The organism is Micromonospora rubida (genome assembly GCF_009908295.1).
In the GTDB taxonomy this organism is placed as follows: Bacteria; Actinomycetota; Actinomycetes; order Mycobacteriales; family Micromonosporaceae; genus Micromonospora; species Micromonospora rubida.
Genome location: NZ_JAAALO010000001.1, coordinates 874,496 through 899,846 on the forward strand (window position 1 = coordinate 874,496; position 25,351 = coordinate 899,846).

A 25,351-nucleotide genomic window follows, 5' to 3' on the forward strand; every position below is an offset into this window, starting at 1 on the left:
GTCGACGTCCACCGCTCGTGGTCGGCCAGGAAGACGCCCTCCCGCCGGAACAGCGTCCACAGCCAGCCGAGCATGATCTCGTCGAGGCGGGCGTGGTCGGCCTCGGTGAGCAGCCGCGCGACGGGCGGGAGCGCCCCCAGCGACGGCACGAGCGTCTCGTCGTCCGCCGGTACGCCACCCTCGCCCGCTGGGACGTCCACGCCGACCGGGACGTCCACGGCGCCCTGGACGTCCACGCCGACCGGGACGCCCCCGCCGGCCGAAGGCTCTACGCCACCGGCCGGCAGGTCCACGCCGGCGGCCTTGAGCGCGGCCGGGTCGGCCTTGACCGCCACGACCTGCCGGTCCTCGCGGCCCAGCACGGCGTGCACCGCCGCCATCCCCTCGTCCGGGGCGATCGACCGGATTCCGGTGCTGGCCAGGCGACGGCGGTAGTGCTGGTCGGCGACGATCCCCACGGTCCCCCAGTAGCCCCAGTTGATCACGGATACCCGGGGGGCAAGCACACCGTCGAGGTGGTGGGCGAAGGCGTCCTCGAACGTCGACCCGGCCGCATAGTTGGCCTGCCCGGCGCTGCCGGAGAGCGCCACCGCGGAGGAGAAGAACAGCACGAAGTCCACGCCGGTCGCGTCGACGAGGGCCGCGTGCAACGCCACCGACGTACGGGTCTTCGCGTCGAGGACCGAGCGGAACGTCTCCTCGGTCATGGTGGCCACGGTCTGGTCGCGCAGGACGATGGTGGCGTGCACGACCCCGTGCAGCGCCCCGTGGGTCTCCCGCGTCCAGGCCACCACCGCGCGCAGGGCCGCCGGATCCGTCGCGTCGGCCCGCCGGTAGCTGACCAGGTCACCGCCCGGGTCGATGCGCCGCAGCCGGTCCCGCCGCGCGAGGTCGAGCTCGCTCCGGCCGACCAGCACGACCTTCGCCCGGTACCGGCGCACGAGCCACTCGGTCAGTTCGAGGCCGATGCCCCCCGCACCGCCGAGGAGCACGTACACGCCGCCGGCGCGGACCCGCTCCTGCGGGCGGGTGGCCGTGACCGGCACCAGGCGACGGCCGTGCAACCTGCCGTCCCGCAGCGCGTACGGCCCGCCGGCGGGAGCGTCCAGCACGTCCGCGGACACCTCGTCGGCGGAGGCGCGGTCGACGACGGTCACCCGCCACCGGGGGTGCTCCTGGGCCAGCGAGAGCGCCAGGCCGTGCAGGCTCGCCGCGAACGGGTTGCCGACCGGCTCGGCTCCGGTGGTCAGCGCGTCCTCGGTGACCACGGTCAGCCGTACCGGCGCACCGAGCCGCTGGAGGCGCTTGGCCAGCCGGAACAGGGCCAGGACGCCCCACTGCTGTGCCGACTCCAGCGCTTCGGGGTCGTCGGTGCGCCATCCCGCGGCGCAGGCGAGCACGACGACGTGCCGGGGACGGCCGGTCAGGGTGTCGATCCGGTCCGGGTCCACCTCGGTGACGGCCCCGCCCAGGCGTGCGCCGACCGCTGCGGCGAGCGCCTCCGACCCGGGGCCGCGTACCAGCCAGGCGTCGCCGTCGGTCCGGGCCGGCGGGGCGTCCCGCACGGCCGGGGCGGGCAGCGGCGACCAGCGCGGAACGTACATCAGGTCGTCCGCCGACGCCGGTGGCGCGGCAGGCGGCGGCACCGCCGGTCCGGCCCGGTCCGACCCGGTCGGGGCGGGGCGCAGGGAAAGGTCGCGCAGCCGTACGCAGACGCGTCCCGCCGCGTCGGTCAGGGTCAGGTCGTAGCGGTCGGCGCCAACGGCCCGGACGTGCGCGTATCCGAGATCGGTCAACGGCGCCAGGACCTCGGCGGCGGTGAGCGCGAACGGCACCATGGCGGGGCCGGCGGCCCGGTCCCGGAGCGCCGCGAACGAGTGCAGCGCGCCGTCGACCACCGCGGGATGCACCGCGCCACCGGCGAACCGGGCGGCCTGTGCGGGAACCCGCAGGCGCGCCAGCGCCTCCCCCTCGCCCGCGGCGACCCACTCGACGACCCGCAGGGCCGGCCCGTACGTCAACCCGGCGGCGGCCAGCTCGGCGTAGAGGTCCGCGCCGTCGTGCCGGCGGGGCAGGCGGGCCTGGATCTTCTCGACCGCGACGACCTCCGGCGCAGGGTCGATCCGGTTGTCGAGGTGCCCCTCGGCCAGCAGGGCACCGGTGTCGTCCCGCAGGTCGAACGCCAACTCGCCGCCGGCGCCGGTGCCGATGCCGCCGCCGATGCCCGTGCCGGTGCCGGTGCCGCCGTTCACGCGGCGCAGCCGTAGCCGGGTCGACCGCTCGGCGTCGGCCACCACGAACGGCCGGAGCCACCGCACGTTGCGCACGCGCACCGGCACCGCGAACCCGGCCTCGGCGGCCGCGCCCTGCGCCATCGCGAGGACGGCGGCGGCGGGGAGCAGCCGGGTGTCCCCGATGCGATGGCCGTCGATCAGCGGGTGCGCCGGGGTGAAGGTGGTGCGGTAGGTCAGTCCGTCGAGGCTGTCGACCGGGTCGATGTCGTCCAGCAGCGGATGCGCGGTCCGCGCCGAGGGCGGGGACCAGATCGGGTCCGTGAGCCAGCAGCGCAGTTCCTCGAACGGGTAGCCCGGCAACGGCACCCGCCGCCCGGAGCCGCCCGGCCACGCCACGGTGGCCCCGGCGACCCAGGCGGCTGCGACGTCTGCCGGCTCGGCGCTCGTCGGTGCTGCCGCCCGGGACGACGCGCGGCCGCGCACGCTGCCCGTCCAGACCCCCGCCGCGCCGCCGTCCCGCAGCCGGGCCGCGAGTTGCGCGGTCGAGGACGCCAGGACGACCATCCGGTCCGCCCACTCCTCGCGTCCGGTCTGGAGGGTGAAGGCCACGTCCGCGAGGTGGTACGGCAGGTCCCGCTCGACGGCGTCCGCCACCCGCCCGGCCAGCGCGCGCAGGCCCTCCGGCGTCCGCGCCGACAGCGGGAACAGCCACGGTCCCACCGGCCGGTCCCCCGGTGGGGCCGGAACGTGCTCCTCCACGACCAGGTGGGCGTTGGCCCCGCCCGCGCCGAACGAGCTGATGCCCGCGCGCCGGGGCGCGGCGCCGCGTCGCGGCCAGGGTTCGAGGTCGCGTTGCACGCGCAGCGGGGTCGGATCGAAGTCGATGTTCGGGTTCACCGGATCGGCATGCAGCGACGGCACGAGTTCGCCGTGCCGCATCTGCAGCAGCACCTTGCAGAGGCCCGCCATGCCGGAGGCGGACTCCAGGTGCCCGATGTTGGACTTGACCGAACCGATCGGCACGCTGCGCGGCGGCAGCTCGGAGGCGCTCAGCGCCCGGGCCAGCCCTCGGATCTCGACCGGGTCACCGAGCGCGGTGCCGGTGCCGTGGGCCTCCAGGTATCCCAACGAGGCGGGGTCGACGCCGGCCTCCGCCAGCGCCTGCCGGACGAGGTCGCCCTGGGCGACCGGGTTCGGCACGGTGAAGCCGTTGGTCCGTCCGCCGTGGTTGACGCTGGAACCGAGGATGACGCCGTGCACGTGGTCGCCGTCCCGGACGGCCGCCGCCAGTGGCTTGAGCAGGACGACACCGACACCCTCGCCCGGGACGTACCCGTCACCGTCGGCGCCGAAGCTGCGGCACCGCCCGTCGCTGGAGGTGAAGCCGCCCTGGCCGAGAAAGCGGTACTTGTACGGGTGGACGTGCAGGTTGACGCCGCCGGCCACGGCCAGTTCCGCGTCGCCGGCGCGCAGGTCGCGTACGGCGAGGTGGATCGCGGTCAGCGAGGACGAGCACATCGTGTCCACGCTCAGGCTGGGGCCGGTCAGCCCGAGGGTGTACGACACCCGGTTGGCGATCGACGCGTGCGAGGACGCGCCGATCCGGCCGTCCCCGGCCTCGTGCATCTGGTACAGCCCGTACATCGCGCCCACGTACACGCCGACGCGGTGCTCGCGCAGGTCCGCGCGGGTGCGCCCGGCGTCCTCCATCGCGTGCCAGGCCGTCTGGAGGAACAGCCGCTCCTGCGGGTCGATGATCTCCGCCTCGCGGGGCGAGATGCCGAAGAACAGCGGGTCGAAGAGGTCGATGCCGCGCAGGAAGCTGCCCCACCGGCTGTACCGGGCGGCCCGGTCGGCCGGCGTCGCCTGGTCGTAGGCGCGCCAGTCCCAGCGGTCCGCCGGGATCTCGGTGATCAGGTCGCGTCCCGCCCGCAGGTTGGCCCAGAACTCCCCGAGGGTGTCCGACTCCGCGAACCGGGCCGCCACGCCCACGATGGCGATGGGCACCGGCCCGGCCGGCACCGGGGCGACAGGCGCAGGGGCCACGGAGACGACGGACGCGGGGACGACGGATGCGGGGACGACGGGCGCTGGCGGGACGACGGGCGCGGGGGCCGGCGCCAGCTCGGCGAGCCGGGTCGCGTGCTGCCCGGCGAACCAGCCGGCGAGCGACCGCAGATCCTGGTACTCGAAGAACAGCGTCTTCGGCAGGGACCCGAAGTGCTCCTCGAGCCGGCGGGTCAGCTCCATGATGAGCAGCGAGTCGATGCCGAACTGCTCGAACGGGACGTCCTCGTCGAGCTCCTCCGGCGGGTACTCGAACACCTCGGCGAGGATCCCGCGCAGGAAACCCTCGGCGCGGGACTGGTCCTCGTCGCGCGGGTGCCCCCCGACCGGGTCCCCGGGTGGCTCCTCCGCGCCGGGGCGTCCCGCTGCCGGCCCGGGAACCGGAGCGGTCGCCGGCGGGTCGAGGAGCCGTCGGAGACGCTCAAGGTGGCCGTACGCGACCAGAACGTGGTCGCCGTCGTGGCCCCACGCCCGGTCGAAGGCCTCCAGCGCGGCGTCCGTCGGCAGCGGCACCAGCCCGACGTGCCGGGCGATCCGGGCCTGGGTGGCGTCGTCGGCGTCCATCCGGATCCCGCCGTCGGCCCAGAGCGACCAGAGCACGGAGAAGCTGCGACCGGGCCGTTCACTGCCGCGTCGCCAGGCCACGAACGCGTCCAGGAAGCGGTTGGCGTACGCGTAGTCGGCCTGCCCCGGGCTGCCGGCCGCGCCGGACAGGGAGGAGAAGCAGACGAAGAAGTCCAGCGGGTCCCCCGCCGTGGCCTCGTCGAGCTCGACGGCGCCCCGGACCTTGGGCCCCAGCACGGCCGCGATCTCCTCGTCCGTCTTGCGCAGCAGCCACGAGTCGCGGGTGGTCCCGGCGAGGTGCAGCACGCCGTGGATCGCGCCGAAGGAGGCGTGCACCCGGTCGACGAGTTCCGCCGCCGCCCCCGGCACGCCCAGGTCGGACCGGAGGTAGTGCACGTCGAGGCCGGCGGCGCGCAGGTCGGTGAGGTCGACGTCGGCCGACCGGCCGGTCAGCACGTACCGCGCCGAGGCACCCAGGTGGGCGACGAGTCGACGGCCGATCGCGCCGGCTCCGCCGGTGACCAGCACGGTGCCGGTCGGCGCGACCGGCACGGCGACCGGCGCGACCGGTTCCCACCTGGGCACCTGCCGGCCCCTCGCCGGGTACCGGACCAGGAACTCGTGGTCGGCCCCGGCCTCGGCGGCGGCGACGGCGGGGAGGTCCGGCCGGTCTGCGCCGACCACCGCGATCCGAAAGTCCGGATGCTCGTTGGCGACGGTACGGGCGATGCCCTCCAGGGCGTACACCCGCGCGTCCGAGACTCCGCCGGTCTGCCGGAACAGGTGCAGCACGCGTACGGGGTGCCGGACCGGCTGCGCCGCCCAGGCGCGGAAGAGTCGCAGCAGCCCGGGGAGCGGATCGCCGTCCACGACCCGCACGACGAGGACCGGCTCGGCGCAGGGGAAGACCGCCTCCTCGGTGGACCGCCCGGCACCGGGTGCCGCCGCCTCGCCGGGCCACACGGTACGACCGGTCCACGTGCCCGCCGGGCCGGGCGCGTCCCGCCACCGCTGCACGAGCAGGCTGGTGGCGGCGGAATCGTCCCGTACCGCAGGGCCGTTGACAGCGCGGGTCACGACGCCGCGCAGCCGGACGAGCACCCGCCCGGCGTCGTCGGCGAACGACACGTCGTGGCCGGAGCCGGTGGCGACCGCGTACGCCCAGCCCTGCTCGGGCAGCGGCCCGAGGATGTCGACGCCGTCCACGGAGAAGGGCAGCTCGCGGGCCCTCGGGGCGGACGGGTCCGGATCCGTCCAGAGGCAGACCTGGAGCATGCCGTCGAGCAGCGACGGGTGCAGGGTGAAGTCGGTGAACGGGACGTCGGCGGCCGCCGGCACCTCGACGCGCGCCAACGCCTCGCCCGGCGAGTGCCGCACCGACCGCAGCCCCCGCAGACTCGGGCCGTAGCCGCCGCCGAGCGCGGTGAAGACGGCGTAGCAGTCGTCGGCCGAAGCCGTGCGGGGCAGTCGGGCGCGCACGGCCGTCAGGTCGATCCGTGGGGCGTCCCCGGCGGCGTCGAAACGCAGCGTGCCGGTCGAGCAGAGCTCACCGCCGGTGCTGCCGTCGACCCGCCGCACCTCGTAGAAGACCCCGTCGGCGACCGGCCTGAGGTCCAGCCGTACGCGCACCGGCTCGTCGGTGACGAGGACGGGACGGGCCCACAGCACGTTCACGATGCCGGTCGCCCGGCCGTGCCCGGCCCGTGCGGCGGCGTCCACGGCGAACTCCAGCGCCGCCACCGCCGGCAGGATCCGGACCGGGCCCAGGGCGTGGTCCCGCAGGAAGAACTCGGCCCCGGTCAGCAGCCGCTCGGGGCGCGCGTCCGCCAGGGCGGCCGGCGCGCTGATCCAATAGCTTCGGGTCACCGGCCGCGGGTGCGGCAGGGAGAGCCGGGCCGGGCGCCCGCCGGGCAGCGCCGGCCAGACGATCCGTCGGCCGGCGACCCAGAGCCGGGCGGCTTCGTCCAGGTCGGCGGGCTCGACGGGGTCGGCCGGGTCTCCCGGATCCGCCGGCCCGGTCCCGTGCGCCGGGGCGGTGCCCCGCACGACGTTTTCACCGTCGCGCAGCCGCGCCGTCAGCTCCGCCACGCTCGACACGGCCACGGCCAGCCGCTCGCTCTGCGGCTCCCGGCCCACCTGCAACGTGTGCGCGATGCTGTCCAGGGACGCCGTCGGGTGCTGATCCAGCCAGGTCGACAGGTCCACCCGGTAGCGGTCGAGCTGTTCGCGGCAGCCGGCCGACAGCACGACCAGCCGAGCGCCGCGGTCCTCAGTGGTGGCGGCCATCAACGCTCCCCCGCTTCTTCCATGATCACGTGCACGTTGCTGCCTCCCATGCCGAACGAGCTGACCCCGGCTCGCGCCGGCACGCCGTCGGGCGGTTCCCATGCCTGCGCCTGCGACTGGAGCCGGAACGGGCTGCCGGCGAGATCGATCATCGGATTGGGGACGCGCAGGCCGACCAGGCCGGGCAGCGTGCGGTGCCGCATCGCGAGCAGCACCTTCACCACCCCGGCCACCCCGGCGGCGGCCTCCAGGTGACCGATGTTCGTCTTCACCGACCCCACCCCGGTCCGTTCCGGCGCTACCGGAATCCGCCAGTCGGCGTAGAGCTGACCGAACGCGTCCTTGAGCGCCTCGACCTCGATCGGGTCACCGAGCTGCGTCCCGGTGCCGTGCGCCTCGATGTAGCCGACGGTGTCGGGCGGGACCGCCGCCGCGCGGTGTGCGGCCACCACGACGTCACGCTGCGCCTGCGGGTTGGGCACGGTCAGCGAGTGGGTGTGTCCGCCGTGGTTCTCCGCCGAACCGATCAGCACCGCGTGCACCGGGTCACCGTCGGCCCGCGCCCGGTCGAGCAGCTTGAGCGCCAGCAGGACCACGCCCTCGCCCCGGCCGTAGCCGTCGGCGCGTTCGTCGAAGGTCTTGCACCGGCCGTCCGGGCTGAGCATCCCCGCGCGCCGCAGCCCGGTGAAGCCGTGCGGGGAGAGCAGCAGGTTCGCCCCGCCGGCGAGGGCCAGGTCGCAGTCACCCCGCTGGAGCGCGCGTGCCGCGCGGTGGATGGCCACCAGCGAGCTGGAGCACGCGGTGTCGTAGACGGCGCTGGGGCCGCGCAGGTCGTACACGTAGGAGATCCGGTTGGCCGCGATGGAGGCGACGTTGCCGATCAGGAAGTGGTCGCCCATCTCCTGGGAGCCGTGACCGAGCAGGCTCAGGTAGTCGGCGCCGCTGAGACCGACGAAGACCCCGGTGCGGCTGCCCGCCAGCGCGGCCGGCACGGAGCCGGAGTCCAGCACGGCCTCGTGCGCGGCGTGCAGCAGCAGCCGGTGCTGCGGGTCCATCTGCGCCGCCTCCCGCGGCGAGATCCGGAACAACGCGGCGTCGAACGCGTCCACGTCACGGACGTACGACCCCCGGAAGCCCTCCGGGAAGATCCGGTCGGAGAAGCCCCGCTCCAGCGGATAGGGGCTGGTGAGGTCGCGGCCCTCGGCGAGGTGCCGCCAAAACTCGTCCAGCGTGTCGGACGCGGGCAGCCGCCCGCCGACACCGATGATCGCCACCGGCGGGTACCCGTCCACCACCGTTGCCGGAGCCGAGCCGCCGGCCCGGGCCCCGGACGTGGGCTCCGGCGCGGTGAACGCCTCCGGGTAAGCATCGGTCAGGAAGGCCGTCAGCGAGGTGAGCGCCGGGTGTGTGTAGAAGACGGTGGGCCGGACCGTGACGCCGAACCGGTCCCGCAGCGCGACGGCCAACCGGGTGAAGCCGATCGAGTCGAAGCCCACCTCGCCCAGCGGCCGGTCGACGGGGACCTGCGCCGTGGGCAGGCCGGCCACCCCGGCGGCCATCGCCCGCAGCTCGGCCAGGAGTTCGCCCCGAGGACGGCGGCCCGCCGGGGCGGCCACGGCGGGCCCGGTACGCCCGACCGGCTCACCGGGTACGACAGCCTCCGCCCCGCCGGCCTGGCCGGGGTGGCCGAACCGGCGCACCAGTTCGATGAGGGGAAGGGCACCCAGCGGGCCCACGTCCACCTTCGCGTTGGGGGTCAGGGGAAGCCGCGCCAAGGCCACCGTCCGGGTCGGGACCATGTAGTCGGGCAGCCACTCCCCGATCCGCCCGACGGCCGCCGCCGCGACGCCCGGGGCGGCGGTCACGAACGCGACGAGCTGCGGATGCCCGGCGAGATCCTCGCGCAGGACCACGCGTGCGTCGCCGACCGCGTCGGTACGGCGGACGGCCTCCTCGATCTCACCCAACTCGATGCGGTGCCCCCGCAGCTTGACCTGCCGGTCGGCCCGGCCCAGCAGCACGACCTCCCCGGTGGTCGACCACCGGGCCAGGTCGCCCGTGCGGTAGCGCCGCTGCCCGGTCGACGGATCGGGGACGAACCGCTCGGCGGTCAGCTCCGGCCTGCCCCGGTAGCCCCGGGCGATGCCGTCCCCACCGATCACCAGCTCCCCGACGGCGCCGAACGGCACCGGCGTGCCGTCCGGCCCGACCACGTGGAACGTGGTGTTGGCGATCGGGGTGCCCACGGTGACCGGCGCGGCCCGGCGTACCCGCAGCACCGACGACCAGATGGTCGTCTCGGTCGGCCCGTACATGTTCCACAGCTCGTCGCTGCGGTCCAGCAGCTGGGCCGCGAGCTCGGCGCTCATCGCCTCCCCGCCGCAGAGCAGCCGCGCAACGCGCCCGGCCCAACCGGCGGCCAGCAGCATCTGCCAGGTCGCCGGGGTGGCCTGCACGATCGTCGCGCCCGATTCGCGGATCAGGTCGGCCAGCGCCGGCCCGTCCCGTACGACGTCCGTGGGGGCGATGTGCACGGTGCCGCCGCGGACCAGCGGCAGCAGCAGTTCCAGGCCGGAGATGTCGAACCCGGCGGTGGTCACCGCCAGCAGCACGTCGTCCTCGGTGCAGCCGGGCCGGTCGGCCATCGCGGTCAGCAGGTTGACCAGGTTGCCGTGGCTGACCTCCACGCCCTTGGGCTGCCCGGTCGAGCCGGAGGTGTAGAGCACGTACGCGAGATCGGTGTCCCGGCCCACGACCGGCTCGACCGGCGTCGCCGGGCCGGGATCCGTGAGCGGGATGCGCACGGCCGTCGTCTCGTCGGGCAGCCGGTCGCCGAGCTTCGGGTCGAGCACCACCGCCGCGAGGCCGGCGTCGGCCGCGATGTGGGCGAGCCGGGCGGCCGGGAAGTCCGGGTCGAGGGGGACGTACGCGGCCCCCACCACCTGCACCGCCAGCATCGCCACGATCAGCGCTGACCGTCGCTGCGTCAGTACGCCGACCAGGTCCTGCGGGCTCACCCCGTGGGTCCGCAGGACCCGGGCGAGGGCGTGCACCCGGCCGGCGAGTTCGGAGTAGGTCAGCGAACCGTCGGCGTCCACGACCGCCCTCCGGTCCGGATGTCGCGCCGCACGGGCCAGGACGAGCTGGGCGGCGCTGACGTCGCGCGGGCGTTCGGTGCGGGTGGCGTTGGCCCGTTCGATCAGCCGGCGCTCCGCACCGGTCGCGAGGGGGAGGTCGGCCAGCAGCCGGGCGGGTTCGGCGGCGACCGTGCCCAACAGCAGCCGGTAGTGCTCGGCCAACCGCTCGACGGTGCTCCGCTCGAACAGCTCCGGGTCGTACTTGAGGTACACGAGTGCGCCGGGGCCGCGCCGGACCACCTCGACGACGAGGTCGTTCTCGCCTTCCTGGGTGAGGTCCAGCGCGTCCCGGAAGACGGTCTGCCCTTCGGCCATGTCCTGGTCGCCACCGACCCCCTGCTGCAGGTAGAAGCCGATGTCGAAGCTCGCCTCCGGGTCCGAGGCCCGGCGGAGGTCGTCGACGACCGAGGCGAACGGGTACGTGCCGTGCTCCTCCGCCTCCGCCATCCGCTCCTGGACCGCGCTCACGAACTGGGCGCAGCTCTGGTCGGGGTCGCAGTCCAGGCGGAGCACCACCGGATTGATCAGATAGCCGACGGTGCGGTCGAAGCGGTGCGTCGGGCGGCCGTCGGTCGGCACCGTCACGCTGATGTCGCGGTGGCCGGAGTGCCTGCTCAGCAGGGCCGCGAATGCCCCGAGGACGACGCTGAACGGGGTGACCCGCGCGGCGCGGGCGGTGTCCCGGACGGCGCTCCACGCGGCCTCGGGCAGCTGGATCTGCACCATCGCGCCGTTGGTGCGGGTGGCGGGACCGGCGCGACGGCGGTCGGTGATCGCGTTCAGCACCGGCGCGGTCGAGGCACCGGCGAGGCGGTCGAGCCACCACCGCCGGTGGGTCTCGGCCTCCGGCCCGGTGAGCATCGACCGCTGCCACCGCACGAACTCGCGGTACGGCGCGGCCGGCTCCACCGGCGGCAGCGCGCCCGGCCCGGCCATCGCGTCGTGGCAGGCCACGATGTCGCGCAACAGCAAATGACTGGAGACGCCATCGGTGATCAGGTGGTGGAAGACCAGCAACAGCAGCGTCGCGCCGCCGGGCGCCGCGATGAGCCACATCCGGTGCAGCACGTCGTGCCGGAGGTCGAACGGCTGGTGCACCAGGTTCCGGACCCGGGTCGTGAACTCGGCGTCGGTGACGTGGCCGAGGTCCAGCCTGGTCACCTCGGCCCGGCGATCGGTGATCTCCTGTACCGGTCCGGAGGCGTCCGGCCGGACGGTGATCCGCAGCCCCGGGTGCCGCTCCACCACGCTGACCAGCGCCTTCGCCAGGACGTCCGGGTTGACGTGGTCGCCGAGCCAGAGCCCCAGCGGCAGGTTGTACGACGTGGTCCCCGGCTGGTTCTCGTGGATCGCCCACAGCGCCGCCTGGCCACGGCTGAGCGGGTACGGCCCCGGCTCCGGCGCGGCCGGGGACGCGGGCACGGATCCGGGCGTGGGCGAATGCGTGGGGGGCGGTTCCGTGGGTTCTGGCGCGGGCGTGATCAGGCCACGCAGCAGCGACTCCGCCAGGTCGTCGGAGACCTCGCCCGCGGCGACCGCGGCGAGCAGGTCCCGCAGCACGGCGCTCATCGGGCCGCCCGCCGCTGCAACTCCGCGAGCGCGTCGTCCACCCGGACCGTGCCGTCGCGCAGTCCCGCCAGCAACGCCCCGAGTCCGTTCGAGGCCGAGTTGCCGGCCCCGTTCGAGGCCGGGCGATCGGCCCCGTTCGAGGCCGGACCGCCGGTCCCGTTCGAGGCCGGGCCGGGCGTCCCGCCCCCGTTCGGCGTCGGTTCCGTCCCGTCCCCTGGGTGTGTCGGCAGCGGCCCGTACGCGTCGAAGACCGCCCGCGCCACCGCCCGCACCGTCTTCCCCACACCGAACATCCGGGCCGGTACGGTCACGCCGTAGTCGGCGCCGAGGCGGCGACTGAGCCGGCGCAGGCCCAGCGAGTCCACCCCCGCGTCGGAAAGCACCCGGTCCAGCGGGAGCCGGCCGGGCTGCGTCCCCAGGTGCGCGGCGAGCAGCGCGCGCACGTGCTCGCGTACTGCGGCTTCGGCGTCACCGTCGTCAAGCGGTGGTGCCGACCCGCCGCCCGGCGTCGGCGCGACCGGGTCGGCCTCGACCGCCGGAACCGCTTCGGCGGCCCGGACGGGTTCGGCTGCCCGGCCGGGCTCGGCGGATCGGACGGGCTCGGCGGATCGGACGGCGACGTCAGGTGCCTCGTCGGCGGCCGCGACCAGGCCCGACTCGGCGGCCTGCACCTGGTCGAACCGCGCCCCCGGGGTGAGCCAGTAGCTCTCCCGGGCGAACGGGTAGGTCGGTGCTGGCACCCGCCTCGGGAGCGGGCCCGGCCACAGGTCGGCCCAGTCGATCGGAGCGCCGCCGACCCAGAGCCGGGCCAGCTTGTCCAGCCGGCCGGAGCCCACCACGGCACGCAGGTACTGACGTCCCTCGGTCCCGTCCAGCAGGAAGGCCGTCGCGCCGTCCCGGCCATCCCCGGCGAAGACGCCCGGCGGGTCCTCACCGGCCAGCCAGGCCGTGAGGCCGGCCGCCAGCGCCGGTGTCCCGTCCGCGACCACGGCGAGACGCTCGGCACGCTCGTCGCGCCCGGTCTGCAGGGTGTAGGCGAGAGCGGCCGGATCGACGTCCGTGCTGTCCCGGGCCCAACGGGCGAGTCGCTCCGCATAGCCGCGCAGCCGCTCGGCGTCCCGCGCCGACAGGACGAAGAGGTACGGACCGGCGGGGCCGGCGGCCGGCTCGGCCGGGTACTCCTCGATCACGACGTGCGCGTTGACGCCCCCGAGCCCGAACGAACTCACGCCGGCCCGCAGCGGCGCCCTGGTGCCGTCGGGAGCCGGCAGCCGCCGCCACGGCTCCCGGCCGCGCAGCACGCGCAGCGGGGTCCCGTCGAGGCGGAGGTGTGGGTTGAGGGTGTCGAGGTGCACGTTGCCGGGGATCTCCCGGTGCCGCAGCGCCAGCAGCACCTTGATCAGGCCGGTGACGCCCGCTGCCGCCTCCAGGTGCCCGGTGTTGGTCTTCACCGCGCCGAGCGCGACGTGCGGCTCGACACAGACCGCGCCGTGGTCGGCGTAGAGCTGGGCGAACGCCGACTTCAGGCCCTCCACCTCGATCGGATCGCCAAGTTCCGTGCCGGTGCCGTGGGTCTCGACGTAGGTGACGGTCCTCGGGTCCACCCCCGCGCTGTGGTGCGCCCTGACGATGCAGGCCGCCTGGGCGTCCGGGTTCGGCGCGGTAAGCGAGTTGGTGCGTCCCCCGTGGTTGACCGCGCTTCCCCGCAGCACCGCGTGGATGACGTCGCCGTCGGCGATCGCCGCGCCGAGGCGCTTCAGCACCACCACCCCGACGCCCTCGGCGCGGGCGATGCCGTTGGCCCGCGCGTCGAAGGTGCGGCAACGGCCATCCGGGCTGAGCATGTCGGCCTGACTCATGTCCACGAAGAGCGTCGGCGACGTGATCACGTTCACCCCGCCCGCGAGGGCGATCCGGCAGTCGCCGTGCCGGATGGCCTCGGCCGCCCGGTGCACGGCGACCAGCGAGGACGAGCACGCGGTGTCGATGGTCTCGCTCGGCCCGTGGATGTCCAGCAGGTACGAGACCCGGTTGGACATGATCGCGTGTGCCCGGCCGACGGTGTTGTACCCGTCGAGCGGGACGCCGAGGGCGTGCTGGAGCTCGAAGTAGTCGTACGTGCCGCTGCCGATGAAGACGCCCGTGTCCGTGCCGGCCAGTGCGGACGGCCGGATTCCGGCGTTCTCGATCGCTGTCCAGGCGGCCTCCAGCACGAGCCGGTGCTGTGGGTCCATCGCCACCGCCTCGGTGGCCGAGATGCCGAAGAACTCCGGGTCGAACAGGTCGACGCCGCGCAGGAACCCGCCCCATCTGGCCGTCGTGCGGAACTGCCCCGGCTCCGGTTCCCCGTGGATGCGTCGCCAGTCCCAGCGGTCCGGCGGGATCTCGGTGACCAGGTCGTCGCCGGCCACCAGGTGGGCCCAGAACTCGTCCAGGTCGTCGGAGCCCGGCAGCAGGCCGGCCATCCCGACGATCGCGACGGCGTTCGGCTCGGCGGCGTACGGCGGCGGTTCGATCACGGCCGCCGTCCGCGCCGCCCCAGCGGCCGACGCGGCGAGAACCGGAGCGGCGGACAGGCCAGGAACCGGAGCGGAGGTAAGGCCGGGAGCCGGAGCGGCGGACGCGGCGGGAGCCTGACCGGCGGACGGGCCGGGAGCCGGAGCGGGCGCCGGAGCGGCGGGCGCGGCGGGAAGGGTCGACACCGCCGGGGCGGGAGGCGGCGTGGGCGTTGCGGTGCGGGAGTGGTGCGCCGAGAGGCCGGCGGCGCACTCCCGGATGATCTTGTTGATCAGGTCCTTCGCCGTGGCCACGCCGAAGAACGCCGCCGGGGTGAGATCGAGGTCCCACCGCGCGTTCACCCGGTGACTCAGTCGGGTGTACATGATCGAGTCGAAGCCGAAACGGCTGAGCTGGTCGTCCGGCCCCAACTCGGCCGGCCGCACCCCGGCCACGTCCCGCACCAGCGCCAGCAGTTCGGCGGCGACCGGGTCGCGCCACGGCTCGTCCTCGCCGGCCGCCTGGACGCCGATGTCGCCGAGGAAGTCGTCGGTGCCCGACACCACTGCCACTTGAACCTCCTGCCGGCCGAGCACCCTGCTCAGCGCGTCGAATCCCGCCTCCGGGGCGAGCGGGTGGACACCTGCCGCGGCCAGTCGGTCGCGGTGGCGCTCGGTCAGCGCCGATCCGGACCAGGAACCCCAGTTCAGGACCCGCACCGGGTACGGCAGCCGGTCGGCCAGCGCCGTCCCGATCGCGTCCTGGCCGGTGCATCCCGCGGCGTACGCCGCCTGACCCGGGTTGCCGAGGAAGGACTGCACCGATGAGAAGATCGCGAGGAAGTCCAGCCGGCGTCCGGCGAGCGCCTCGGCCAGCGCCAGGGCGGTCCGGGTCTTCGCGGCCAGGCTCTCGACGAACCACGTCTCGTCCATGGCGGCCAGGGACCGGTCACCCCGCACGGTTACCGAGTGCAGGACGCCGTGCACCTCGCCGACCTGGTCGAACACCGCACGCAGCAGGGTCGGGTCGGTGGCATCCGCCTGGCGGACGTCGACCAGGGTGCCGGACGGGTCCAGCCGCCTGATCCGGGCGGCCCGGACGGCGTCCGGGCGGGACCTCCCGACGAGGACGACCCGGGCCCGGTGCCGGCGGACGAGGTGCTCGGCGACGTCCAGGCCGACGTCACCCGTGCCGCCGACGAGCACGTAGGTGCCGCCGTCGCGCAACACCGGTGCGACCGGCACCGTGTCGTCCAGCGGTCGCAGCACCTGCCTGTACCACCGTCCGGCGCGGTACGCGTAGTCCCCGGGGACCGCGACCCGCAGGGTGGTGGGGTCACCCGGCCCCACGTCCACGGCGCTGACCCGCCAGCGCTCGCACTCGCGGCGCACCGACATCACCAGGCCGCGTACGGCCGCGCAGACCGGGTCGGTGATCGGCCCGTCCACCGCCACCGCGTTCCTGGTCACGACGGTCAGGGCGAGCTCACCGGCCGCTGCGGGACGGGACTGGAGGTGCTCGACGAGCCGGAACAGATCGAGGACCGCGGACTCGCCCCCGGTGACCACGGCGTGCACCGTGGCCGGTGTCGGCAGCGACTCCAGCGGCACACCGCTCACGCGGTGGACCTCCGCCGAGGGGAACTCGTCGCAGCCGAGCACCCACACCGGGCCGGGGACCGGACCGCGCGCGGTCAGCTCGCCGATCTGCTGCCACCGGGGCGCGTACGTCCGCACCGGCGGGGCCGGGACGTCCGTCTCCGCCGGCCGGCGCCAGTCGTCGACCCAGCACCCGCGACGCTCGAACGGATAGGTGGGCAACGGAATCAGCCCGCCGCCGTCGGGCCAGTCCACCTGCTCGCCCATCACCCATCGGTCGGCGATCGCCGGGCCGTCGGGGCGGGCCAGGGCGGGATGGTCCCCGGCACCGTCGATGACGGCCGACAACGCGGCGACGAGGGTCCCCCGGTCGGCGGCGGTCACCGCGAGCCGTTCGCCCATCGCGTCCCGGCCGTGCTGCAGCGTGTGCGCCACATCCGCGAGGGCAGGCACCCGGCCGTCGGGCGCGACGTTCAGCGCACGGCCGTCGGGCGCACCGTTCAGGAAGGCGCGCAACGCGGTCGCGTACCGGCGCAACGCGTCCGGCGTGCGGGCCGACAACGGAAACACCCAGGGGCCGGCCGACCGGGTCGGAACCGGCGCGGACGTCGCCTCCTCCAGCACCACGTGCGCGTTCACCCCGCCGTAGCCGAACGAGCTGACCCCCGCCCGCCGTGGGCCGCCGGCCGGGCGCGGCCACGGAGTCGCCGTGCGGACCAGGTGGAACGGGCCGCCGTCGAGACGCAGGTGCGGGTTCGGCTCCCGAAGACCGGCCAGGGGCGGCAGGACGCCGTGCTCCATGGCCAGCAGCACCTTGAGCACTCCGGCTATGCCTGCGGCGGACTCCAGGTGGCCGATGTTCGCCTTGACCGCACCCACACCGCAGAACGGCTCGGTGAGTGGCTGGCCGCCACGGCGGCGCAGAAGTTCGTCGAACGCCAGGCGCAGACCGTTGATCTCGACCGGGTCGCCGAGTTCCGTACCCGTGCCGTGGGTCTCCAGGTAGCCCACCGTCGTGGGATCGCTGCCGGCGCGCTCGTGGGCACGCACGATCATCTCGGCCTGCGCGACCGGGTTCGGGGCGGTCAGTGACCGCGCCCGGCCCCCGTGGTTGACCGCCGTCCCGCGCAGCCAGGCCCGGACCCGGTGCCGGCGGGCCCGCCGCGCGCCGGTCAGGACCACGAGCCCGAGCCCCTCGCCCCGCACGAAGCCGTCGGCCCCGGCGTCGAAGGACTGGCACCGCCCGGACGGGCTGAGCATCCCGGTGCGGCTGAGCAGGACGTGGTTCTGTGGCGACAGGATGAGGTTCACCCCACCGGCGACCGCGATCTCGCACTCCCCCGCCCGGATCGCCTCGGCGGCCCGGTGCAGCGCGACCAGGGAACTGGAGCACCCGGTGTTGACCGGCTCGCTCGGCCCATGCAGGTCGAGCAGGTAGGACACCCGGTTGACCAGGATGGAGTGGGCGGTCGCGGTGGCCGCGTGGGCGTCGACCGGTACGCCCGCGGCGCGCCGCACCTCCTCGTAGTCGCTGGATCCGGCACCGATGAAGAGGCCGACGTCGCTGCCCGCGAGCGTGCCCGGCGCCAGGCCGGCGTCCTCCAGGGCGGTCCACACGCCCTGGAGCACCAGCCGCTGCTGCGGATCCATGCCGTCGGCCTCGTGCGGCGAGACGCCGAAGAACAACGGGTCGAACATGTCGACGTCGTGGATGAACCCGCCGCGACGGGCGTGGACGTCCTCCGGAAGGGAACGCCAGTCCCACCGGCTCGGGGGCACATCGGTCACCAGGTCCGCGCCGGCGACCAGGTGGTCCCAGAACTCGGCCAGGTCGCGGCTGCCCGGCAGCCTCGCGGCCACGCCGATCACCGCGATCGGCTCGTCGGTGTCCGACCGCGCCGCGCCCCCCAGCCCCGACACCGCCCCCGACACGTCGACAACGGACGCCGGCACGTCGACAGCGGGCGCAGGCACCTCGACAACGGACGCCGGCACCTCGACAACGGACGCCGGCACCTCGACAACGGGCGCAGGCGGCTGTGGCTGTGGCTGTGGCTGACGATCCGCCGTGGCCGGTGCCGTCGGCGCGGCCGCGTACCGGGCGGCGAGCAGGTCCGCGTGGTCACCGGCGAGCCGGTCGACCAGCGCCCGCAGGGTGGCCGTCTCGTAGAACAGCGCCGGCGTCACATCGAACCCGAACTCGTCGTTGAGGCGTCCGGCGAGGAGGCTGTAGCTCACCGAGTCGAACCCGTAGTCGCCGATCTCCCGGTCGAGGTCGAGGTCTTCTCGCGGAATGCCCGACGCCTCGCAGGTCAGGGCCAGGATCTCGGCGGTGAACGGGGCGCGGGCGTCGCTCACCGACCGGAGGGCGGGGCCCGCCGTGGCCACGACGACGTGCTGGAGGTTGCGGGTCGTCTGGCCGGCGCCGGGGATTGGGACCACCGGCCCGTAGCCGGACCGACACAGCAGCGCGGTCCAACCGGCCACGTCCAGCAGCGGCGACCCGGGCAGGCGGAGTTCCGGGTCGGTCTGCGCCCACCATCCGTCGAAGAGCCCGTACGTGACCGTGGCCGGCAGCGTGACGGCGGTCAGCTCGTTGAGCAGCAACTGGCCCCCGGTACGCAGCACGGCGCGCAGGTGCCGCACGGCGCGGCCCACGTCCGAGGTGGCGTGCAGAACGTTGGCACCGACCGCGAGGTCGAAGCCGTCCGCCGGGAAACCCTGCGTGACCAGGTCGGTGTCGAGGTCGAGCCGCTTGAACCGTACGAACGGGTGCGCTGCGCCGAACTCCCGCCGGCCGTGCGCGAGGAACGCGACGGACAGGTCGGTGTACCAGTAGTCCAGGTGCTCCCCGTACGGGCTCAGGGCGCGGAGCAGGCCGGCGGACGTTCCTCCGGTGCCCGAGCCGACCTCCAGGACGCTGATCCGCTCACCGGCGGGCAGTTCCGCCAACCGTTGCTCGACGTGCGCGACGAGCCGCGCCGTGAGCAGGTCGTTGTAGAGGTCGCTGATGGGGTTTCCCCGGTACACCGCCTCCATGAGCGACGTGCCGGACGCGGGGAAGAGCAGGTCCGTGGCGAGCAGGTCGCCCCGCAGCAGCTCCGGATAGCGGTCGAGGCAGAGCGCCAGCAGCCGGACGAAGACCGCGTTCCGTGGATTGGCCTCGGCCAGTTCCCCGAGCCGACGGACGTGCCCGCCGACACCAGCACCGACGCCGGCACCAGCACCAACACCAACACCAACACCAGCCAACGCGGCCGGAGTCGGCCGGTACCGCCCGTCGCGCACCGTCAGCAGGCCCGCTCCGGCGAGCATGGTCGTCAGGGTCCGCATCAGCGGGCCGTACCGAGGCACGACGCCCACCCGTCGGGCGATCTCGTCGGCGTCGGGGTCCGGTCCGTCCCACGCGCCCATCTCGCCGAGCAGGGCGAGCAGGGCCTCCCGGGCGATCGCCGCCAGCTGCCCGTCCAGCGCGTGGAAGTCCGCCACCACCCGAAGGTCGGCGGCGCTCAGCGGCCCGCCGGGGGGCGGCGTCTCCGGGGTCGGCGGTCCGGCCGCGCCCATCCGCTCGCGCAGCTCGGCGGTGCCGGGCACGACGACGACCTGGGGCGTCGGCTGCCGCAGCGCGTCCACGAACGCGGCGAAGCCCGCCTCGGGGGTGATGGATCGGAATCCGGCGGCGGTGAGGCGACCCCGGTGCGTGTCGTCGGCGACGGACCCGACGGTCCCCCAGAACCCCCAGTTGATCGCCCGCACGGGGTACGGCAGGCGACCGTCGAGCGAGTGGGCGTAGGCGTCGAGGAACGTGGAGCCAGCCGCGTAGTTCGCCAGCCCGGGATCGCCCAGGAACGACTGCGCGGAGGAGAAGAAGACCAGGAAGTCCAGCGGCCGCCCGCGCAGCACGTCGACGAGGGTGGCCGCGACGGCGGACTTGGCCGCCAGGCTCTCCCCGAGCTCAGTGTCGGACAGGTTGCGTACCAGGCGGTCCCGCTGGACCATCGCCGCGTGCACGACGCCGTGCACCGTGCCGGCCTCGTCGAGGGCCGCCCCGAGCTGCCGGGCGTCGGTGGCGTCGGCCCGTACGTAACGGATCCGGTCGCCGAGGTCCGCCTCGGCGCGGTCCCGACGGGCCACGAGCACGACGTCCGCGTCCCACTCGGTGACGAGTTGCCGGGCAAGGGCCAGACCGATGCCACCCGCACCGCCGATGATCACGTACCGGCCGCCGCGACGGACCGGGAGGGAACCGTCCACGGCCGGGGCGGGGCGCAGGGCCTGCTGGTGGCGGAGGGTCCCGGTGTACGCGACGCGGGTGCCCCGGGGGCCCGCCGTCACCAGTGCCGCCGACAGGCGGGCCGGGTCGAGGTCGAGGGTCGAGACCGACCAGCCGGGGTGCTCGTTCTCCAGCACCCGGGCGAAGCCGACAACCCCGGCGGCGTACGGGTCGGTCACGGTCCGGCCCGGCGCGGCGGTGGCCCCGGCGGTCACCACCACCCAGTCGAGCGCGGGTACGTCCGCCCACTGGCGCGCGTACCGGGAGAACGCGCGGACGCCGGCGGCCTCGGCGCGCGCGACCCGGTCCGCCTCGCACCCGGCGGTGCCCGTCGCGCCGACGAGGAGATAGACCAGGCGCGGCGTGCCGGTGACCGGTGCGCCGATCTCGGCGAGGACGGCCCCGTCGTGCCGGGCGGCCAGCTCCCCGGCCAGACCGGCGTGACCGGGCGCGTGGAGCACGACGACCGGGCCGGCCGGCGTGGGGAGCCCGGCGGGCGGCGGGCGGACCTCCCAGGAGGGGATGTCCAGGGTGGGGCGCTCCGCGGCGGCCGACGCGGGTGCGGCGGGCGCCGGGTCGACCCAGCAGCGCACCCGCGCGAACGGGTAGTTCGGCAGCGCCACCTTCCGCGGCCTGCGGCCGGACCGCAGCTCACGCCAGTTCGGCGCGGCGCCCGCCGCCCATGCCTCGGCCAGGACGCGCGGGTCGCGGGAGTCGGGAACGGCGACCGTGGTGCGGTCCGGGACCGTACCCCGATACCCGTCCACCACCGAGCCGTCCAGGAAGGCGCGCAGTGCCGACCGCAGCTCGTCCAGGTCGGCGGCGACCACGGCGAGCCGCTCGGCCATGGCCTCCCGGCCGACCTGGGTCGTGTACGCGAGGTCCGCGAGCGAGACGCGTGAGCGGGTTCTCGACGTGAGGGCGGCGGCGAGCCCGGTCAGCGTCGAGCGGGCGTCGACGTGCGGTGCCCGACCGGGGTGCCGCTCCGCCAGCGCGCCGGCCAGCCTGCGCAGATCGTCCGCGTCGAGGCCGAGTTCGTCGAGTTCCGCGTCCGGATCGGCACCGGAGAGGCCGGCGAGCTCCGCCAGCCAGGTGACATGGTCGGCCGCCGGCAGATCCAGGTACCGCTCGGCGAGGGCGCGCAGGGCCTGCGGGGTACGGGCGGAGAGCAGCACCACCTGCGGGCCGGTGGTGGGCTCGTCGTTCACCGGTGGCTCCGCGAACTCCTCCACGATGACGTGCGCGTTCGCGCCGCCCGCGCCGAACGCGCTGATGCCGGCGCGGCGCGGCGTACCGGGCTCGACCGGCCACGGCGTGAGGCCCCGCTGCACCCGCAGCCCGGTCGCGCCCCAGTCGATGCCCTCGTTCGCCGGGTCGGCGTGCAGCGACGGGACCAGGGTGCGGTGGCGCAGTTGGAGCAGGACCTTCGTCAGGCCGGCGACACCCGCCGCGGACTCCAGGTGACCGATCCCGGACTTCACCGACCCCAACCGGCACCCGGCCGCGCCGAAGACCTGGCTCAACGCCGCGATCTCGACGGGGTCGCCGAGCGCCGTGCCCGTGCCGTGCGCCTCGACGTAGCCGATCGTGGCCGGGTCGACGTCCGCCCGCTGGAGCGCCCGCCGGACCACGTCGGCCTGCGCGACCGGGTTCGGCGCGAAGAAGCCGCTGCCGCGCCCGCCGTGGTTCACGGCGCTGCCCTTGATCACGGCGAGGACGCGATCGCCGTCCGCCAGCGCCCGGGCCAACGGCTTGAGCACGACGACGCCGACGCCCTCCCCGGGCACGTAGCCGTCGCCGCCGGCCCCGAAGGACCGGCACCGGCCGTCCGAGGAGACGAAGCCGACCTGGCTCAGGTGCAGGTACTTGTACGGGTGGACGATCACGTTCACGCCACCGGCGAAGGCCAGCTCGCACTCGCCGGAACGGAGGCTCTCGCAGGCGAGGTGCAGCGCGGTCAGCGACGACGAGCACATCGTGTCCAGCGCCAGGCTGGGCCCACGCAGGTCGAGGAAGTAGGAGAGGCGGTTCGCCACCGCCGAGGAGAACGACGTCGGCAACACCGGCAGCCGGTGTTCGGCGCCCAGCCCGAGCATCTGGTACTGGGCGAACATCACCCCGGCGAAGACCCCCACCTGGCGACCGGCGACGTCGGCCCGGGTCAGCCCGGCATCCTCCAGCGCGTGCCAGGCCGCCTGGAGGAACAGCCGCTCCTGCGGGTCCATGGCCGCCGCCTCACGCGGCGTGATCCGGAAGAACGCGGGATCGAACTCGTCGATCCCGTCCAGGAACGCGCCCCACTTGCTGTACGACCGCCCCGGGGTCCGGTCCGGCTCGTAGAAGCCGGCCAGCGCCCACCGGGTCTGCGGGATCTCGGTCACGCAGTCGCGCCCCCCGCGCAGGTTCGCCCAGAACTCGTCGAGGCTCTCGGCCATCGGGTACCGGCCCGCGACGCCGACGACGGCGATGTCGGCGGCAGCCACCGGCACGTCCCCGCCCACCGCCTTCGCGGTCGTCGCCTTCGCGGTCGTCGCCTTCGCGGTCGTCGCCTTCGCGGTCGGCCCGGTCGGCGTCGGGTCCGTCGGCGTGACGGGTGGCGCGGGAGCCGCGTCCGTCGGCCCCGCAGTGGCGGCGAGAAGGCCGAGCGACCCGCGTGCCAGCTCCGGGTCGCCGTGCAGCACGACCACCTCCGTCCCGGGGAACCCGACCACCCGCTCGAACACGGCAAGGCCGTCCGCCGTCGGCAGCGGCACCTGGCCCTGGCGGCGGAAGAGCGCCTCCGTCGCCGCGTCGGTACGCATCCCCCCGTGCGCCCAGAGCGGCCAGGCGACGGAGGTGAACCCACGCTCACGCGCGTAGGCGTCGAGGAACGCGTTGGCCGCCGCGTAGTCGGACTGCCCCACGTTGCCGGTCACGCCGGTCAGCGAGGAGAAGACGACGAAGAAGTCGAGGCGCAGGTGGCGGGTCGCCTCGTCGAGGAGCACGGTTCCCCGCACCTTCGGCGCGAGCACCGCCGACACGTCCGCACCGGACTTGCCGGGCAGCAGTCCGTCGCGCAGGACGCCGGCCGCGTGCACGACGCCGTCCAGCCGGCCGTGCCGGGCGAGCACTCCGGCGACCATGTCGTCCACCTCGGAGCGTACGGTCACGTCGGTCGGGACGAACTCCACGTCCAGCGGCCCTCCCGGTGCGGTGCGTCCCGCCAGGACGACCGTGGCACCCCGAGCGCTCAGCCACCCGGCCAGCGACCGTCCGATGCCGCCCGCCCCACCGGTGATCAGGTAGACGCCGTCGAGGTGGCGCGGGGGCCGGTCGTGGAGGTCCAGGTCGCGGTAGCGGCGGACGTGCCGCCGCCCCTGTACGTGCCGCACCCAGACGTCGCGGTCGTCCCCGAACTCCGCGAGCAGCGCGGCGGGATCGGGTACGTCGTCGCTCTCCACGGCCGTCACCACGAGCCTCGGCTGCTCCAGGCGTACGGTCCGGGCCAGTCCCGCCACGGCGGCGGCGACCGGTGGCGCGGCCACGTGCACCACCCGTGCCGGCGCCCCGGTGAGCGCCTGCGCCAGGGCGAGCACCTCGCGGCAGGCCGACTCGACCGCCCGGGGCAGGTCGGGTCCGACAGGCTCCGCCACGTACAGGACCGCCTCCGGCGGGCCGCCGAGGTCGGCGAGGAGCAGCCGGAGATCGTCCCGCTCGCCCGGCCGGACCTGGTACGTGTGGTGGCCGAGCCGACGGAAGGCCGGACCACGGCGAGCGGTGATCTGGCCGGGTGCCACCTCCAGGTCACCGATCACCAGCAGGGAGCCGATCGACGGCGTGGCCGGGCGCGCGGCCGGCTGCCACAGCCCGGTCAGGCAGCGGGTCCGCGCGGGGAGGTCGTCCGCCGGCCGGTCCGGGGTGCTCCGGGTACGCCGGTCCTCCGGCAGCAGCCCCACGAGGTGGGCGGCGACGGCGTCGACCGTCGGGTACTCGAAGAGCAGGGTCGGGTACAGCGTCACGTCCCACCGGTCCTCAAGGGCGCGGACCAGCGCGAGCAGGTGACCGGACTCCAGGCCCAGGTCGTAGAACCCCCGGTCGGTCTCCACCGCGAGACCGGGGTCGCCGACTGCCTGACGTACCAGTTCGACGATCTCCGCGCGGACGTCGGCGGCGTCGCGGTCGCCGGCCGTGGGGACGGCCGTGGGGGCGGCCCTGGGCGGGGGTGCCGGGGCGGGCGCGGCGACGGCCGACGGCGCGACGGTGGGCGCCGCGACGGCCGGCGTCCCGGTGACCGGCGCGGCGGTGGTGAGGCGGGTGATCGCCGAGGTGGAGCGGACCCGTTTGAGGGTCAGGCCGACGAACCGCGCCGCCAGCTGCCCCGACCGGTCGTACAGGTCGATGTCGGCCTTCACCACGTCGACGCCGGCCCTCGCCGGGCTGAGCCGGAGGTCCACGGTGCAGGCGACGCCGAGCGGCCGTGCCGCCCGGAAGGCGGCGATGTGCAGCGGGATCAACGGTCGCGCGTCCGGGTCGGCACCGCCGAACACCAGCGCGTACGTCTGCATGGTGGCGCTGTCGAGCAGGGCGGGATGGAGCAGGAAGTCGTCCACGGTGGCCCGCGCCTCGTCGCCGAGGGCGATCTCGGAGCGGACCCGGTCGGTTGTCGTGCGCAGCGTGCCGAGGCAGCGCATGAACGCGCGGTGCTCGATCCCGGCCGACCGTCCGGCCGCGTACACCTCGTCGACATCACGGGGCACGCCCGACTCCATCGGCTCCAGCACACCCGTCAGGGGCGGCGCCTCGGTGCGCAGGACGGCCCGCAGATGGGTGGTGACCACGTCGTCGACCGGGACGCCGTCGTGCACGCGCCGGCTCGTCGCCGTCACGTGGAAGACGTCGCCGTCTGGGCGGAGGTCGACGGCCAGCTCGCGGTCGAAGGCCTCCGTCGTCACCACCGGCTCGACGAAGAGCACGTCGGCCAGCTCGGTACGTTCCAGCGCGATGCCCCGAGCGGCGAGCAGCCGACAGACGATGTCCAGGAACGTCACCCCCGGCAGGGTGCGTACGCCGTGCACCCGATGGTCGTCGACGATCGGGTTGTCCCGGCCCAGCGTCAGGGCGCAGCGAAGAGACCGTCGCTCCACGTGT

The 25,351-nt window shown here is 75.0% G+C and carries 3 protein-coding genes (1 of these 3 only partly in view); all 3 read right to left on the bottom strand.

The genetic code is table 11. From position 1 onward, the window contains the following. Tightly spaced (each overlapping or abutting the next), the 3 genes in view from GVV04_RS03515 to GVV04_RS03525 form a layout consistent with a single transcriptional unit that may run on beyond the window. Positions 1-7,151, bottom strand: the beginning of a protein-coding gene (locus GVV04_RS03515) for an SDR family NAD(P)-dependent oxidoreductase (protein ID WP_161684322.1). Its footprint begins 12,676 nt before the window's first position; the window shows 7,151 of its 19,827 coding nt (coding positions 1-7,151); it begins with the start codon at positions 7,149-7,151; its stop codon lies beyond the left edge, outside the window. Further along, the gene (locus GVV04_RS03520; protein ID WP_161684324.1) at positions 7,151-11,857 is read right to left on the bottom strand and encodes a non-ribosomal peptide synthetase; all 4,707 of its coding nucleotides are present in this window, start codon (positions 11,855-11,857) and stop codon (positions 7,151-7,153) included. The genes GVV04_RS03515 and GVV04_RS03520 overlap by 1 nt, the downstream gene beginning before the upstream one ends. Beyond that, positions 11,854-25,347, bottom strand: a complete 13,494-nt coding sequence (locus GVV04_RS03525; RefSeq protein ID WP_161684326.1) for an SDR family NAD(P)-dependent oxidoreductase — start codon at positions 25,345-25,347, stop codon at positions 11,854-11,856. Before GVV04_RS03525 ends, GVV04_RS03520 begins: the two co-directional genes overlap by 4 nt. Positions 25,348-25,351 lie beyond the last annotated feature (4 nt).

Excerpts from the sequence above, each read along its gene's own strand:
- GVV04_RS03520 (WP_161684324.1), bottom strand. The coding sequence starts at position 11,857 with ATGAGCGCCGTGCTGCGGGACCTGCTCGCCGCGGTCGCCGCGGGCGAG.